The following is a 13722-nucleotide window of genomic DNA, read 5'->3' as shown; positions in this document are numbered from 1 at the left end:
ATACTGCGCCATGTACTCTCAATTGCCTCTGTTGTCCGACATCACCGATCCGCTGCTCACCCAGTCCCTGCAACACAAGCTCAACAACAAGACCAAACCGTTGGGGTCATTGGGGCGCATTGAAGACCTGGCGCTTACGCTGGGCCAGATTCTGGGTACCGAGAACCCGGTGCTGGACCAGCCGCAGATGGTGGTGTTCGCGGCAGACCACGGGCTGGCGGCGCGTGGCGTGTCGGCCTATCCCAGTGATGTGACCTGGCAAATGGTCGAAAACTTTTTGGCCGGTGGCGCGGCGGTGAGCGTGCTGGCGCGCCAACACGGCTTGGCGTTGACGGTGGTGGACTGCGGCGTGATGCACAACTTTTTGATGGATATGCCAGCCGGTGCCACGCGGGCTGGTTTGCAGGTGCGCAAGGTGGCTTGGGGCGCGGGCGACTCCAGCAAGGGCCCGGCCATGACCAAGGCCGAGTGCGCGAAAGCCGTGGCCCAAGGGCAGGCCTTGGTCAAAGAGCTGCCGGGCAATGCGCTGTTGTTGGGCGAGATGGGCATTGGCAATACGTCGGCAGCCTCCTTGCTGCTGTCCAAGTTGACGGGGCTGGACATTGCCCAGTGCACGGGCGCCGGTACGGGCCTGGACGCGCATGCCGTGCTGCGCAAGACCGACGTACTGCGCACAGTACTGGCCCGCCATGCGCGGGTCACTGCACCCATGGATGTGCTGGCTGTTATGGGCGGGCTGGAAATTGCCACCATGGTCGGTGCCGTGCTGCAGGCCGCAGACGAGCGCCGCGTGGTGGTGGTGGATGGTTTTATTGCCACCAGCGCGGTGCTGGTGGCGCACGCCGTGCAGCCACTGGTGCTGCAACGTTGCGTGTTTGCCCACCGCTCGGGCGAGCGGGGCCACGAGTTCATGTTGCAGCACCTGGGCGTGCAGGCGCTGCTGGACCTGGGCTTGCGCCTGGGCGAGGGCTCGGGTGCCGCGCTGGCCTGGCCGCTGCTGCAATCGGCCTGCGCCATTCTGCGTGAGATGGCCAGTTTTGAGTCCGCTGGAGTGTCCGAGAAGGCAGACAACGGCGAATCCGTAGCCTGACGCATGGCCCGGGCGCTGCGCCACTTTTTGCTGGCTATCCAGTTTTTCAGTCGTATTCCGGTGACGGGCAAGCTGGCCGACTGGGTCGGATTCAGTCCTGCCATGCTGCGTGCCAGTGCGGCGCATTTTCCGGGGGTGGGTGTGGTGGTGGGGGGCTTGGTGGCGGGTTTTACCGCGTTGCTGCTGGCCGTGTTACCCCATAGCGCCTTTGCGCCTTTGGTGGCGGCGGTACTGGGCACGGTTTTGAGCGTGCTGGTGACCGGCGCTTTCCATGAAGACGGTCTGGCTGATGTGGCCGATGGACTGGGTGGCAGTTCCGACCGCGATCGCGCGCTGGTCATCATGAAGGATTCGCGCGTTGGCGCCTTTGGCGTGCTGGCGGTGGTGCTGGCGCTTCTGGCCAAGGTTGCGTTGCTGGCACTCATCGGCTCGGTCAGCCCGCGTTGGATGGTGTTGGGGCTTTTTGCGGCGCATGTGGTGTCGCGCACCTGGCCGCTGCTGCTGATTCGGCTCATGGCGCATGTGGGTGACGCAGCTGGCTCCAAATCCAAGCCCTTGGCAGACCAGATCAGTGTTGCTGGTCTGTTGGTAGGTGGTTTGTGGTGTTTTGGGGCTCTAGCCCTCGTCGCCGCTGCACAGGCCGCTACGTTTTCAGGAGTGTTCTCGTTGCCAACGCTGGCTGGTTTGTGTCCCTTGCTGGCGGGCGTATTGGCCTCAACCTTGGCCTGGGCCTATATGGGGCGCCTGCTGTGGCGCCGCCTGCAAGGTTTTACGGGTGATGGTCTGGGCGCCACCCAGCAGGTGTGCGAGATCGCCTTCTACCTGGGCTTGGCGTTGGCGCTCTGAGTGCGAATATTCACATGCGGGTAAGAACAGACGGTCGCCAGTGGCAGCTTGCCGACCCTTGGCTGCCCTTGCATGTCGTTGGGTGATATCAGGCGAACCAGGTAATCTTGCCGGTTGAAATGTCATGCATTGCACCGACGACCTTGACTTTGCCCAGCGCCACCAGGTTCTTGATGACAGCGCTCTTTTGCGTCACTTTCGCAACCGCATCCTTGGCGTTTTGATCAGCGAGTCTTTGCACCAGCTCTTTGTCCTTGGAACTGGGAACGCCCTGGTAATTGAGCTTCTTGAGCGATGGACGAATATTCTCCAGCATGGCCGTCAGGTTGCCCAGTTTGGCGTTGTCCGCCGCACCCTTGATGGCGCCACATTCCGTATGGCCCAGCACCACAATCAGCTTGGCGCCGGCGAGTTGCGTGGCAAATTCCAGGCTGCCCAGAATGTCAGTGTTGACAAAGTTACCCGCGATCCGCGCGGCAAAGATGTCGCCCAAACGCTGGTCAAAAACCAGCTCGGGGGGAACACGGCTGTCGATGCAGCCGACGACCACAGCAAACGGCGATTGCTGTTTGGCGGTGTCCTTCAATTGCTTGAGCATGTCGCAATTGCGGGTTGTTCCCGCAACGAAGCGATCGTTGCCAGCTTTGAGAAGTTGCAGCGCCGCATCCGGTGTTGTAGCCCCTTGTGTGGCGGATGTAAACACTTCACAACTTTGCTCGGCATTGGCTCTACTGGCGAAAGCGGCGACCGACAAAGTGCTGAGTGACTGCACAGCGAGACGTCTTGATACCATGGTGCTGCCCTTTCCGGGATTGGGTTAATCTGAAAAATCGCGTGGAACAGAAGTAGCGTACTTCAGACAGGAACTTTCTGCTTACCTATGTTTGAACTCGTTTTTTTGATTATTCAAAATGAGCACTAGCCAAGGCGTTGATCAACCGCTGGCCCCAGCCATCGCGCTCTGGCTGGTGCGCCATGCCCAACCGCTGGTGGAGCCCGGTGTTTGCTATGGCGCGATGGATGTGGCTGCCGACCCCCACGCCACGCAATTGGCCGCGCAGGCACTGGCTGACGCGTTGCCCCTTGGCCTGGCGTTGGTTTCGTCACCGCTACAAAGATGTGAGCAGCTTACGAAGGTTCTACGAGGGCTACGGCCCGATTTGACTTGTACTTTTGACGCCAGGCTGACAGAAATGGATTTTGGCCGCTGGGAAGGCCAGCGCTGGGACGCCATTGACCGAGCCGAACTGGAGAGCTGGACCCAAGCCTTTGCCACCTGGCGTTGTGGTGGCGGCGAATGTGTGCAGGGTTTCATGGACCGCGTTGGCGCCGCGTGGGATGCAACCCGGGCCAGCGGGCAGCCCACCGTGTGGATTGCCCATGCTGGCGTTATTCGCGCCGCCCAGTTGCTGGCCCAGGGCCAGCGCCAAACCGACCGAGCCGAACAATGGCCGAAGGCGGCACCGGCCTTTGGGCAGTGGTGGGTGCAAACCTGACTAGTTTCTCTTCAGCGTATCCCACAAGAAGGAAAACTCCAGCGCCAGCAACTCGGCACGTTGGGTGTTGTCTGCTGCGCCGCCGTGGCCGCCTTCGATGTTTTCGTAATACAGCACCTGGTGGCCTTGCTCCAACATGCGCGCCGCCATCTTGCGGGCATGGGCGGGGTGCACACGGTCGTCGCGGGTGGACGTGGTGAATAGCACTTTGGGGTACTTCACGCCGGCTTTCACGTTTTGGTAGGGGCTGTATTGGCTGATCCAGGCCCATTCTTCGGCCTTGTCAGGGTCACCGTACTCTGCCATCCAGCTGTTGCCGGCCAGCAGCTTGTGGTAGCGCTTCATATCCAACAGCGGCACGCTGCACAGCACTGCGCCAAATAGCTCGGGGCGTTGCACCATGACCGCGCCCACCAGCAGTCCACCGTTGCTGCCGCCCCAAATGCCAAGATGCGGCGCGCTGGTGATCTTGGTGGCAATCAGGTCTTCAGCCACTGCCGCAAAGTCGTCGTAACTGCGTTGCTTGTGCGCCTTGGTGGCCGATGTGTGCCATACCGGGCCAAACTCGCCACCACCGCGGATGTTGGCAATCACCAAAACACCCCCCCGCTTGAACCAGCCATTGCCGTAGGCGCCACTGTAGGAAGGTTGGAGGGAAATTTGATAGCCGCCGTAGCCATACAGGATAGTGGGGTTGCTGCCATCGGGCTTGGTGCCTTGGGGCCAAATCACAAAGTAGGGAATTTGCGTGCCGTCTTTGCTGGTGGCAAAGCGTTGCTCCACCCGCATGCCGGTGGCGTCATATTGCTTGGGGCGGCTCTTGAATAGCTCGCGCTTGTCACTACCCACCTGGCCCAGGTACAAGCTGTCGGGTGTCAGAAAGTCGGCGTAGTTCAGCCAGTAGTGGTTGGCGTAGCGGTCATTGGGTACAGACGCGTCGTGCAAACCCTTGGCACTCAAGGTACCGGGGAACGGGGCATCCACCACCCGGTGCACCCAGGTGCCGTTGGCATAGCTCACTTCTTCCAGGCGGCCTGCCACGTTGTCCAGAATATTCAGCAGCAAGTGGTCGCGCGTCATGCCTTTGCCTGCCAGCGACCGCGTGGCGGTAGGGGTAAACAACACGTCGAAGTCACGCTCGCCGCGCAGCAGCGCGTCCCAGCGAATCGCCAACAGCGAACCCGGCGCGAATTCATTCTTGGGGGTTTTCAGCGCGCTCTTCAGCTCAACAAACACCCATTCCCTGCGCCAGCTTATGGACGCGTCGGTGGGCAGGTCCAGGCGCACCAATTTGTCGCCTTGGCGCAAGAAGTTTTCACTGTTGTAGAAATCGGTGGAGCGCCCTACAACCACGCGCTCGAACCCGGGTGTGTGGTCCACATTCGCAAAGGCGGACACATCAGACTCTGCGCCTGCAAACAACTGGGTTGCAGCAGACAGAGGTGTACCGCGCTGCCAGACTTTGATGATTCGCGCATAGCCGCTCTTGGTCATGCTGCCCGGGCCAAAATCAGTGCCCACCAACAGGGTGTTGGCATCGAGCCAGTCCACCTGCGATTTGGCCTCGGGCAGGGTGAAGCCGTCCTTCATAAATTCGCGCTTTGCCAGGTCGTATTCCCGCACTACGCGGGCATCGGCCCCGCCACGCGACAGGGAGATCAGGCAGCGGTTGTAGTCAGGCTCCAAGCACGTGGCGCCAGCCCAGACCCAGTTTTCATTTTCCGCTTTGGCCAGTGCGTCCAGGTCGATCAGGGTCTCCCATTGGGGCTCGGGCTTGCGGTATTCCTCCAGCGTGGTGCGCCTCCAAATACCGCGGACGTGATTGGCATCGCGCCAGAAGTTTTCAAAGTAGCCGCCGACTCGGCTTACATACGGTATCTGGGCCTTGTCGTTGAGGACGTCCAGCAGTTTGGCCTTGGTGGCGGCAAAGCCGGGCACGGCCTCCAGCACAGCCTGCGACTGGCCATTGCGCTCGCGGGCCCAGTTCAGGGCGCGATCGCTTTGCACTTCTTCCAGCCAGAGGTAGGGGTCAGTTGGGGTCATGGTTTGGGCTTTCAGTGGCATGACTGCGCTGACTCCCACGCAGAGTAAGAAGAGAGCAGTTTTTAAGTGGCACGTTCTCAAGCGTAACTCCATCATTTAGGGTAAAACTGTGCATTCCGAATGTCACTACCGAAACGCAAAAACCGTAGACTGTAACGCCTTGTGAAAACCGCACTGGAGCACGCATGACGATTGAGCTGGGAGAGGGCGCCAAGCTGGCATTGCTGGCACAGGGATTGGACCAGCTCGACATCGGTTTTACCGTATTTGACGGCGATTTGGTCTTGGTGGCCGCCAACAGCCGGTTTCAGCAGATGCTGAACTTCCCGGATGCCTTGTGCCAACCGGGAATCACGATGCAAGAGGCCTTGCGCTACAACGCGACACAAGGCGAATATGGCCCCGGTGATATTGACACCCAGGTGCGCGAGCGTCTGGCGCTGGCGCAGCAGTTTTTGCCCCACCGTTTTGAGCGGACCCGTCCCGACGGCAGCATCATCGAAGTGTGTGGCACCCCGTTGGCTAATGGCGGCATGGTCACCACCTATACCGATGTGACGGTCCCGCGTCAACGCGAGCACGCTTTGCAGGCGCTGAGTGCGGAGTTGGAGCAACGTGTACAAGACCGTACTGCAGAGCTACAGCGCCGCGAGGCAGAACTGGCGAACAAAGCCGCGCTGCTGGAGCTGGTGGTGAGCAACGTGAACCAGGGCATCAGCTACACCAATGCAGATCTGGTGATTGAGCTGTGTAACGACAAGTTCCGTGAATTGCTGGATCTGCCAGCCGAACTGTGCCAACCCGGCGTATCCTTTGTTGACCTGGCGCGTTTCAACGCCTTACGTGGGGAATATGGACCCGGAGACCCGGACACACTGGTGCAACAGCGCGTCGATGTTGCCATGCGCCATTTACCTTACTATTTTGAACGTATACGCCCAGGTGGTGACACCACGCTGGAGATTCTTGGTACGCCAACGCCAGATGGCGGCATGGTGACCACTTACATGGATATCAGTGAGCGCAAAGAAGCAGAAAACCGCATTCTGAAACTCAATGAAACACTGGAGCAGCGCGTGGCAGAGCGTTCCGTCGAGTTGCAGGCCACGCTGGAAACCCTGCAAACCTCACAAGAAGCTTTGGCACGCAGTGCTGCCAAAGCCACGCTCAGCACGCTGGTGGCCAGCGTCACGCATGAACTCAACACGCCCTTGGGCAATAGCCTGATTGCCGCCAGTACCTGTGGTGATTTGGCGCACCGGTTTGCGCAGCAGCTTGACATTGGCGCACTCAAACGTAGCGAATTAATTGACTTTGTAGCCCAGATGCGCGATGGCAGCCGCCTGGTGGAGCGCAGTCTGCACCGTGCAGTTGAGTTGGTCAAAAACTTCAAGCAAGTGGCCGCAGACCAGGCCAGCGAGCAACGGCGCAGCTTTGATTTAATGGCCATGGTTACCGAGGTGGTTGAAACACTGTCCCCCAGTTTGAAGCGCTACCCCCAAGAACTGGTGGTGCAAGTGCCAGAGGGCATTGTTTTGGACAGCTACCCCGGTGCGCTGGGCCAGGTGCTCATCAATTTGATCAACAACGCCTACCTGCACGCCTTTGAAGGCCGTGGTGATGGACGTGTGGAAATTGCCGCGATAGATCTGGGTGAGCAAGTCGAAATACGTGTTTCCGACAACGGACTCGGGATGTCGCAAGCTAATCTGGCGCAGATGTTTGAGCCGTTTTTCAGCACCAAAATTGGACATGGTGGCACCGGATTGGGCACCACGATTGTGGAAAATTTGGTGAATGGTACGTTGGGCGGCAGTTTGCAGGTGGAGTCTGCAGTGGGAGCCGGCACGCGCTTCAAGATCCGATTACCCAAACAGGTACCGTCAACTTGACGGCCCCCACCCGTGCTTACTTCTGCTGGGCAGCCTTGGCCTTTTCCTTTTCCGCCGCCATGGCCTCCAGGCGCTTGACCATATCTTGTAAGCCTTCGGCCACAACCTTGACTTCGCCATCAGGTGTCTTGACGGTTACCAGGGTGTCGGACGGCGCATCTCCTTTGCTGGGTGCGGTGCTCGCCGGTACGTCACCCTGGGGCGTGCTGATTGAAGTGCTGGGGCTGCCCTTTGCGCCCTGTGTGCCGACCTCGGATGCGGGCATGAACAACGAACTCAGCATACTCAACATCAGGCTGCCGACAATGCCCGTCACCATGGCCATGGCCATGTAAGTGATCGATTTTCCAGGTGGATTCTTCATCAGCACGGGTAGGCCCTGGTACACCAGATACAGGGCATACAGACCGCCCACCAGGCTTAGAAAGCCCAGGCCGGGCATGGCGCCAAAGACACCCGCCAGCATGGCTGGTGTGCTGGCATACACCGTCAGCTTGAGGCCATTGATCAGGTTACTCTGGCCGCCAAAACTGGGGGCCAGCAGGTTGATGAACCAGCCCCACGCAAAAATCATGACCAGGGTCAGCACATATTGGCTGACCATCAAGCCCAGGCCGCTGAGCACCGGCAGGCGCACGACGTCACCAAAACTGCCAAAGCCCAACACGCTCCAGCCAATAAAGCTGGCCACCGCCGGAATCAGGGCCAACGTGGCCAGGTAGGGGAAGAACAGCTTCGGCCAATCGGTTTTTTCTTGTTCAATGATAGGCCAGGTGGGGCCGGGGTTGAGAACCATTGCGCGTGCGCGCTCAATCAAATCCATGGCAAAACTCGCTGTTGTAAAAGAAGAAATTAGTGGGTGCCCGTGCGCTGGAGCTTCTTGCGCACCAACTGGATATTGTTACGCAAGGCGTAGAGCTCTTCGGTGTAGGACAGCGGCACGCTGATTTTCTCGGCATGGCGGTCCAGCAGGTTGAGTTCTTCCAGTAGCGGTGCCGTATCGGTAGTGTCTTCGGCCCGGTTCTCCAGTTCGCGCAATTGCGCGTACCAGCGGAAGATGCGCGAGCGCACCCGAAAGGCATACAGCGGTGGAATCACCCGTGACAGCGGCAGCAGAACAGCCAGGATGATACCCATGGCCAGCCACATACGTTCCACCAAATTGGCCATCCAGAACGACAGGTAGCGTTGCAGCAATGGGGCTCCGCCCTGGATGCTGCGTTCAGCCTCTTGGGCCAGCGGCAGCTCGTTATTTTTGATGTTGGGAAACTCCCGTGCGTGCTTGAACCAGCCGGCGCCACCGTGGATGGTGTTGCCCGCCAGGGCAAACAATTGCACCAGGGCTGGGTGTGTCTCGGTACGTGCCAGCAGCGTGGTGGTGGGTGCCACCAGGCGCACGTTGTGCGGTGGAATATTGGCTGCAAGGTCCACCACGCCGCGCGGCAGCACAGCCGGGCTTAAGAAGGAGAAGCGCCGTGAATAGGCCTCGCTCATGGCAAAGTCCATGAGCTTGATGCCCGGCGTCTGCAACAGCATCTGCACCAGGCTGGATTCGGGAGCAGACGCAAACACAATGGCATCCAGCTCACCTGCCAGCAGGGCTACGGTGGCGGGCGTCTGCCCCAGCTCGGATAGGGTGAGCTGCGCCGCGTCAATGTGGTTGCTGTCGAGCAGCTTGGCCATGAGATTGGGGATGCCACTGCCGGGGGTGCCGACATTGACGCGCAGGCCTTGCAATTGTGTGAGCGACTCCAGGGTTTGCGGTGGCGTGGTGTCGGCCGGCGCGGCGGCTTCGCGGTAAAAAAGCCATACGGGTTCCAAAAAAAGGCTACCCAGCGATTCCAGGCCGGCATCGGCTGGATCGTCGGCTTGTGTAGTGCCACCGCGCACAAAGCCCAGGTCGGCCTTGCCTTCGCGCAACAAGCGCAGGTTGTCGGCAGAGCCCTCAGAGGGCAGCAGTTTCACGGTGATACCGTCTTTGGCCAAGAGCTCCGCGTAGCGCTGGCCAAAAGCCTCGTAGGCGCTTTGTTCTGGCCCAGTGGCCAACGTGACATGCTTGGGCGGGTTGGGGTCCAACCACCAATAAGCTAGCCCCAGCAGGGACACGGCCAGGACGACAAAGGGGCCAACGGAAACCAGCAGGTCCCGCAGCGACAACAGGGTGTAACGAATAGTTTGACTCACGGCGCGACCTTAGCACGCCTGTGGTGGCGCGGCGCCGTGTTCAGTGTGTGGGGGCGGGTGTTTTGTCGGGAAAATCGCAGACCGCGCTGACGCCACATTGCCAGCACTGCGGTTTGCGTGCCTGGCAGACGTAGCGGCCATGCAGGATTAGCCAGTGGTGGGCATCCACCAAGAAGCGTGCAGGAATACGGCGCAGCAATTGCTGTTCTACCACCAGCGGTGTCTTGCCCGGGGCTAGCCCCGTGCGGTTGGAGACGCGAAAGATATGCGTATCCACCGCCATGGTGGGCTCGCCAAAGGCCACGTTGAGCACCACGTTGGCAGTCTTGCGGCCCACGCCCGGCAGGGCCTCCAGCGCATCGCGCGTGCGCGGCACCTGGCCACCATGCAGATCCACAAGCATGCGGCAGGTCTGCATCAGGTGTTTGGCCTTGCTGTGGTACAGGCCGATGGTCTTGATATACGACTCCAGGCCATCCAGACCCAAGTCGAGGATGGCCTGCGGCGTGTTGGCCACCGGGTAGAGCTTGCGCGTAGCTTTGTTGACGCCGACATCGGTGGCCTGTGCGCTGAGTAACACGGCGCACAGTAACTCGAAAACGCTGGTGTACTCCAACTCGGTCACCGGCGCCGGGTTGGCCGCCTGAAGCGTGGCAAAGAAGATTTCGATCTGGGGCGCTTGCATGGGGCTTCTGTGGGTCCGGACTGTAAAAGCCTATTGTCGGGCTCAAGTTGAGTAGAGCACACTGCTGGCCACTCTGGCCGGGTTGCCAGTCAAATTGCTATAGTAATAGTAGCTATACCCGTATATTTCACGAGGGCTACAGTCATTTTTGCCACCCCTTCATTCGTTAAGGTTCGGGAAACGAATGGAACTGTGAACCGACGGCAGGAGTTTTGAGAGCAAAGGCCAGCGGCTCCTCCATAACAGCCATGGGCTGTGGTTAGCCAGGATATCCGACCGGTTTGTAGAATGGATGCCATGCAAAAGTCCAACGCAACGTTGACAAGAATTGAGCGCTCATGCAGCTTAACCGGTTGCCACTGGCACCGTTCAAACCTGACCGGCAGGTTATTTCGTCGCCTAGCTTGGAAATGCCAAGATAGGCGCTCGGCTAAATTAAGTTGAACTAAACCGCTACGCGGTGGCTAGTGCACGGTGCGCCGCCACTGCATTTGTGTTTCGGGGCTACTTGCAAGACGGGCCTGAGGTAAAGCCTTGGAGTTGGGGAATGTTCCCCGGCTTTGAGGAGAAACCGCATGACACCCCTTACGTCAACGCATGCTCGACGCCATGACCGTGCGCGGCCTGGCTGAACGGACCAGGAGTGCTACACCGATGCCGTCGCCCGAATGGCACGCCACTACCACCGCAGTCCCGACTTGTTGAGCCCGCCTGAGATCGAGGCCTACCTGCTGCACCTGGTCAAGGACCGCAAGCCTCCTACAGCAGCGTCAACCACGCTGCCAGCGCCAGCCGCTTCCTGTTTGAGACCGTGCTGGGGCGCGCCAGCGGCATCGTCCACCTGCGCCCGCCCATGGCCCGTGTGCCACAGAAGCAGCCCGAGTTGCTCGCGCGCCAAGAGGTCACGCACCTGTTTGCCTGCTGCTCGCATCCGGTTTACCGAACCGTGTTGCAAAACCATCTATGCGGCCGGTCTGCGTATCTCCGAAGCCTGCGCACTGCGCGTGGATGACATCGACAGCGCGCCAGATCGCATGTGCGTGCGGGTTACGGCCGGCAAAGGCGGTGCCGACCGCTAGGCATCCTCAGTCCAAGCCTGTTGGCGTTGCTGCGCCAATACAGCCAAACCTATGCTCCGCAGCAACCCCAGGTCGCTGGCTGTTTGCCAACGCCAATGGCACGACGTGCGTCAACATCGAAGCCGTGCAACGCGCCTACCAAGCGGCCCGACACTGCGCCGGCATCGTCAAGCATGGTGGCACCCATACCCTGCGCCACTGCTTTGCCACCCACTTGCTCGAAGGTGGCGTGGACCTGTACACCATCAGCCGCCTCTTGGGCCACGGCCACATCAGCACCACCAGCCGTTATCTGCACCTCATCAGCCCGCAGTTCAAAACCACCCAAAGACGTGGCCCCATTGGACCTGCTGGCGGGCCTGCCCAAGACCTGAAACGATCACGGCAAGGCTGAGCGCGTGGCCACCCTGGCCGATGTGCTGCGCCAGCATGCGGCACATCTGGTAAAGCACCCTGTCCACACCCCAGGCCAAGGCCTGGCGCGGCATCGTCGCGTGCAGGACGGCACTGGGGGCCAGCAGCCGGCCTGGAGACTTGCCCAGCCACTGGCAATACCACCTCCTGCCGCAATCGACACTGCCCGCAGTGCGGATCGCGTGCCAAGGACGCCTGGCTGCAGGGGCGTCTAGCGGATGTGTTGAATGGCCCTATGCCCACGTGTGTTCACGCTGCCGCACAGCCTCAATGCCCTGTACCAGTACCACCCGCGCTGGGTCATCGACACCGTTTGCCAGCACCGCCCAAACACTGTCTGAGTTCGCGGCCAATGCGCGTTGGATGGGGTTGGTGGTGGCACCCCCGGCCTTCAGCCCCGGTACTGCACACCTGGACCCAGGACTTGCGGTTGCACATCCATGTGCATGCGGTGATGGCCTGCGGTGTGCTGGTGCAAGATGATCAGGGTCAAGGCCGCTGGCACACGCCGATCCGAAAGCCCGACTTTCGTTCCCGGTGCAGGCCCTGTCCAAGGTGTTTCGGGGCAAGTTTCGGCGGCCTTGGGCCGGGCCCATCAAAGTACAGACATCGCCACGATCCGCAGGGCGGTGCCCGGACAACGCCAAAGAGATCTATACCGCCACGACTGGGTGGTGTATGCCAAGACGCCGTTGGGTGGTCCAGCACAAACGCTGGAGTACCTCAGCCGCCACACACCGCACGGCCAGTGGCAACGAGCGCATCAAGGCGCTCACGCACAGTGAAGTGGTTTTTACCGTCAGGGGTGACCAAGGGGGGGGGGGGGGGGGGGGCGGGGGGGGGGCGGCGGGGGGGCGGCGGGCCGGGCGGGGGGGGGGGGGGGGGGGGGGGGGGGGCGGCCGCCCGCCCGGGCACGCGGGGGGGCCCGGGGAGGCGCCAGGGCCGGAACCAGGGAGCGCGCCCCTGGCTGGCAACTGCGTGCCCCCGGACCCCCGCCCGGACAAGCCCCCCCCCCCCCCCCCCCCCGGTTGGCAACCCCTATTGCCCAGACCCGCCGCCGCTGCGGCAGTGCCGCGGTCCTCGCTTGCCAGTTTGTGGGGTAAACGCTGATTGTTAAGCCTCACAAGAGAAACCGATATGAGCTACTCCGCCATCGTCTACAAAGTCATGATCGCGTCGCCCAGCGACGTATCCGCCGAACGCAGCATCGTGCGAGAGGTTCTGTCCGAATGGAACGTGGTCAGCTCTGACGCACGATGCCAAGTTCTCCTTCCGATTGGATGGGAAACACACTCCGTGCCAGAGATGGGCGACCGGCCTCAAGCACTGATTAACAAGCAAATACTGCACGACTGCGATCTTCTCGTCGGCGTCTTCTGGACCCGAATTGGCACTGCTACAGGTGAGTACGCAAGCGGCACGGTCGAAGAGATCGAGGAACACATCAAGACGGGTCGCCCAACGATGCTCTACTTTTCAAGCGCACCCGTGTTGCCGGATAGCGTTGACGCGGATCAGTATCGTCGCCTGAAAGAGTTCAAATTGAGTTGTCAGTCACGAGGCTTATATGAACCATATGGCGATGTCCAAGACTTCCGTACAAAGCTGTATCGCCAACTTCAGCTAAAGGTCAACAGAGACGCTTACTTTCAAACAGCTGCTGAGCCAGCTGGCTCACCCACCATTCTTGAGCTTGAACCTGGGCCAACTCTGTCAAAGGGCCCGTTTTGCTCAAGGAATGCGTCGCTGATCCGGCGGGGCAGGTGCTACACCTCTCTCACCTCAGCGGCTATGTCTTGCAGGTCCGAGGGAAGAACCTCATTGAAGACAATAACGATCGCTCACGAGCAATCTGGACTTCCGCTCTTGAAGAGCTTGAGAATGATGGCCTGCTAGCCGCGGTCGGCTCGAAGCGCAACATCTTCAAAGTCACTCGCAAGGGGTACGAAATTGTCGACCAATTGCCGTAAGGCCTAACCCGGCATTGCAGTGG

General features: G+C 60.4%; 13 protein-coding genes. 8 read left to right on the top strand and 5 right to left on the bottom strand.

The genetic code is table 11. The features are described 5' to 3' along the window. Positions 1 to 10: 10 nt before the first annotated feature. Positions 11 to 1090 (top strand): nicotinate-nucleotide--dimethylbenzimidazole phosphoribosyltransferase, encoded by a 1080-nt coding sequence (gene cobT / locus IPI80_RS11880; RefSeq protein WP_413860297.1) that lies wholly within the window; start codon positions 11 to 13, stop codon positions 1088 to 1090. 3 nt (positions 1091 to 1093) lie between these two features. Next, complete coding sequence (locus tag IPI80_RS11875) at positions 1094 to 1936, top strand: adenosylcobinamide-GDP ribazoletransferase (protein WP_413860295.1); 843 nt, start codon at positions 1094 to 1096, stop codon at positions 1934 to 1936. 88 nt (positions 1937 to 2024) lie between these two features. On the opposite strand, the gene IPI80_RS11870 is transcribed toward IPI80_RS11875, so the two are convergent. Then, positions 2025 to 2729 carry a carbonic anhydrase gene (locus IPI80_RS11870; RefSeq protein WP_413860293.1) on the bottom strand — a complete coding sequence of 235 codons (705 nt, stop codon included), beginning with the start codon at positions 2727 to 2729 and terminating at the stop codon, positions 2025 to 2027. Positions 2730 to 2847: 118 nt separating this feature from the next. On the opposite strand from IPI80_RS11870, the gene IPI80_RS11865 reads away from it, so the two are divergent. After that, the gene (locus IPI80_RS11865) at positions 2848 to 3432 is read left to right on the top strand and encodes a histidine phosphatase family protein (RefSeq protein ID WP_413860291.1); all 585 of its coding nucleotides are present in this window, start codon (positions 2848 to 2850) and stop codon (positions 3430 to 3432) included. Here the strand turns inward: IPI80_RS11865 and IPI80_RS11860 are convergent, their stop codons facing one another. Next, positions 3433 to 5475 carry a prolyl oligopeptidase family serine peptidase gene (locus tag IPI80_RS11860; protein ID WP_413860289.1) on the bottom strand — a complete coding sequence of 681 codons (2043 nt, stop codon included), beginning with the start codon at positions 5473 to 5475 and terminating at the stop codon, positions 3433 to 3435. Between the two features lie 185 nt (positions 5476 to 5660). Between IPI80_RS11860 and IPI80_RS11855 the strand changes: the two genes are divergently transcribed. Beyond that, the gene (locus IPI80_RS11855) at positions 5661 to 7367 is read left to right on the top strand and encodes a PAS-domain containing protein (protein ID WP_413860287.1); all 1707 of its coding nucleotides are present in this window, start codon (positions 5661 to 5663) and stop codon (positions 7365 to 7367) included. A 16-nt stretch (positions 7368 to 7383) separates the two neighbouring features. Here the strand turns inward: IPI80_RS11855 and IPI80_RS11850 are convergent, their stop codons facing one another. From IPI80_RS11850 to nth, 3 genes are read right to left on the bottom strand one after another with little or no spacing between them, the layout of a single operon-like run. Then, positions 7384 to 8190 carry a Yip1 family protein gene (locus IPI80_RS11850; RefSeq protein WP_413860285.1) on the bottom strand — a complete coding sequence of 269 codons (807 nt, stop codon included), beginning with the start codon at positions 8188 to 8190 and terminating at the stop codon, positions 7384 to 7386. Between the two features lie 29 nt (positions 8191 to 8219). Continuing rightward, on the bottom strand, positions 8220 to 9551 hold the full coding sequence (locus tag IPI80_RS11845) for a TAXI family TRAP transporter solute-binding subunit (RefSeq protein WP_413860283.1): 1332 nt from the start codon (positions 9549 to 9551) through the stop codon (positions 8220 to 8222). Positions 9552 to 9591: 40 nt separating this feature from the next. Beyond that, positions 9592 to 10236, bottom strand: coding sequence for an endonuclease III (gene nth / locus IPI80_RS11840; protein ID WP_413860281.1), 645 nt, complete (start codon positions 10234 to 10236; stop codon positions 9592 to 9594). Between the two features lie 668 nt (positions 10237 to 10904). Here nth and IPI80_RS11835 point away from each other — a divergent pair. The 4 genes from IPI80_RS11835 (at position 10905) to IPI80_RS11820 (ending at position 13625) form a co-directional block, all read left to right on the top strand. After that, positions 10905 to 11315, top strand: coding sequence for a hypothetical protein (locus tag IPI80_RS11835; protein ID WP_413860279.1), 411 nt, complete (start codon positions 10905 to 10907; stop codon positions 11313 to 11315). Beyond that, the gene (locus tag IPI80_RS11830; protein WP_413860277.1) at positions 11200 to 11709 is read left to right on the top strand and encodes a tyrosine-type recombinase/integrase; all 510 of its coding nucleotides are present in this window, start codon (positions 11200 to 11202) and stop codon (positions 11707 to 11709) included. Before IPI80_RS11835 ends, IPI80_RS11830 begins: the two co-directional genes overlap by 116 nt. A gap of 132 nt (positions 11710 to 11841) precedes the next feature. Next, positions 11842 to 12846 carry a transposase zinc-binding domain-containing protein gene (locus IPI80_RS11825; RefSeq protein ID WP_413860423.1) on the top strand — a complete coding sequence of 335 codons (1005 nt, stop codon included), beginning with the start codon at positions 11842 to 11844 and terminating at the stop codon, positions 12844 to 12846. Positions 12847 to 12866: 20 nt separating this feature from the next. Continuing rightward, complete coding sequence (locus tag IPI80_RS11820; protein ID WP_413860275.1) at positions 12867 to 13625, top strand: DUF4062 domain-containing protein; 759 nt, start codon at positions 12867 to 12869, stop codon at positions 13623 to 13625. Positions 13626 to 13722 lie beyond the last annotated feature (97 nt).

Origin of the sequence: Candidatus Aalborgicola defluviihabitans (genome assembly GCF_016705985.1) — a bacterium.
GTDB classification, from domain to species: Bacteria; Pseudomonadota; Gammaproteobacteria; order Burkholderiales; family Burkholderiaceae_C; genus Allorhodoferax; species Allorhodoferax defluviihabitans.
The sequence above is the reverse complement of the archived record's forward strand: the minus strand, read 5'-3'. Positions and strand labels throughout refer to the sequence as shown.

Coding starts and splice junctions, on each gene's coding strand:
- IPI80_RS11850 (WP_413860285.1), bottom strand. CDS start 8,190: ATGGATTTGATTGAGCGCGCACGCGCAATGGTTCTCAACCCCGGCCCC.
- IPI80_RS11870 (WP_413860293.1), bottom strand. CDS start 2,729: ATGGTATCAAGACGTCTCGCTGTGCAGTCACTCAGCACTTTGTCGGTC.
- cobT (WP_413860297.1), top strand. CDS start 11: ATGTACTCTCAATTGCCTCTGTTGTCCGACATCACCGATCCGCTGCTC.
- IPI80_RS11860 (WP_413860289.1), bottom strand. CDS start 5,475: ATGACCCCAACTGACCCCTACCTCTGGCTGGAAGAAGTGCAAAGCGAT.
- IPI80_RS11855 (WP_413860287.1), top strand. CDS start 5,661: ATGACGATTGAGCTGGGAGAGGGCGCCAAGCTGGCATTGCTGGCACAG.
- IPI80_RS11835 (WP_413860279.1), top strand. CDS start 10,905: ATGGCACGCCACTACCACCGCAGTCCCGACTTGTTGAGCCCGCCTGAG.
- IPI80_RS11875 (WP_413860295.1), top strand. CDS start 1,094: ATGGCCCGGGCGCTGCGCCACTTTTTGCTGGCTATCCAGTTTTTCAGT.
- IPI80_RS11865 (WP_413860291.1), top strand. CDS start 2,848: ATGAGCACTAGCCAAGGCGTTGATCAACCGCTGGCCCCAGCCATCGCG.
- IPI80_RS11820 (WP_413860275.1), top strand. CDS start 12,867: ATGAGCTACTCCGCCATCGTCTACAAAGTCATGATCGCGTCGCCCAGC.
- IPI80_RS11830 (WP_413860277.1), top strand. CDS start 11,200: ATGCGGCCGGTCTGCGTATCTCCGAAGCCTGCGCACTGCGCGTGGATG.
- nth (WP_413860281.1), bottom strand. CDS start 10,236: ATGCAAGCGCCCCAGATCGAAATCTTCTTTGCCACGCTTCAGGCGGCC.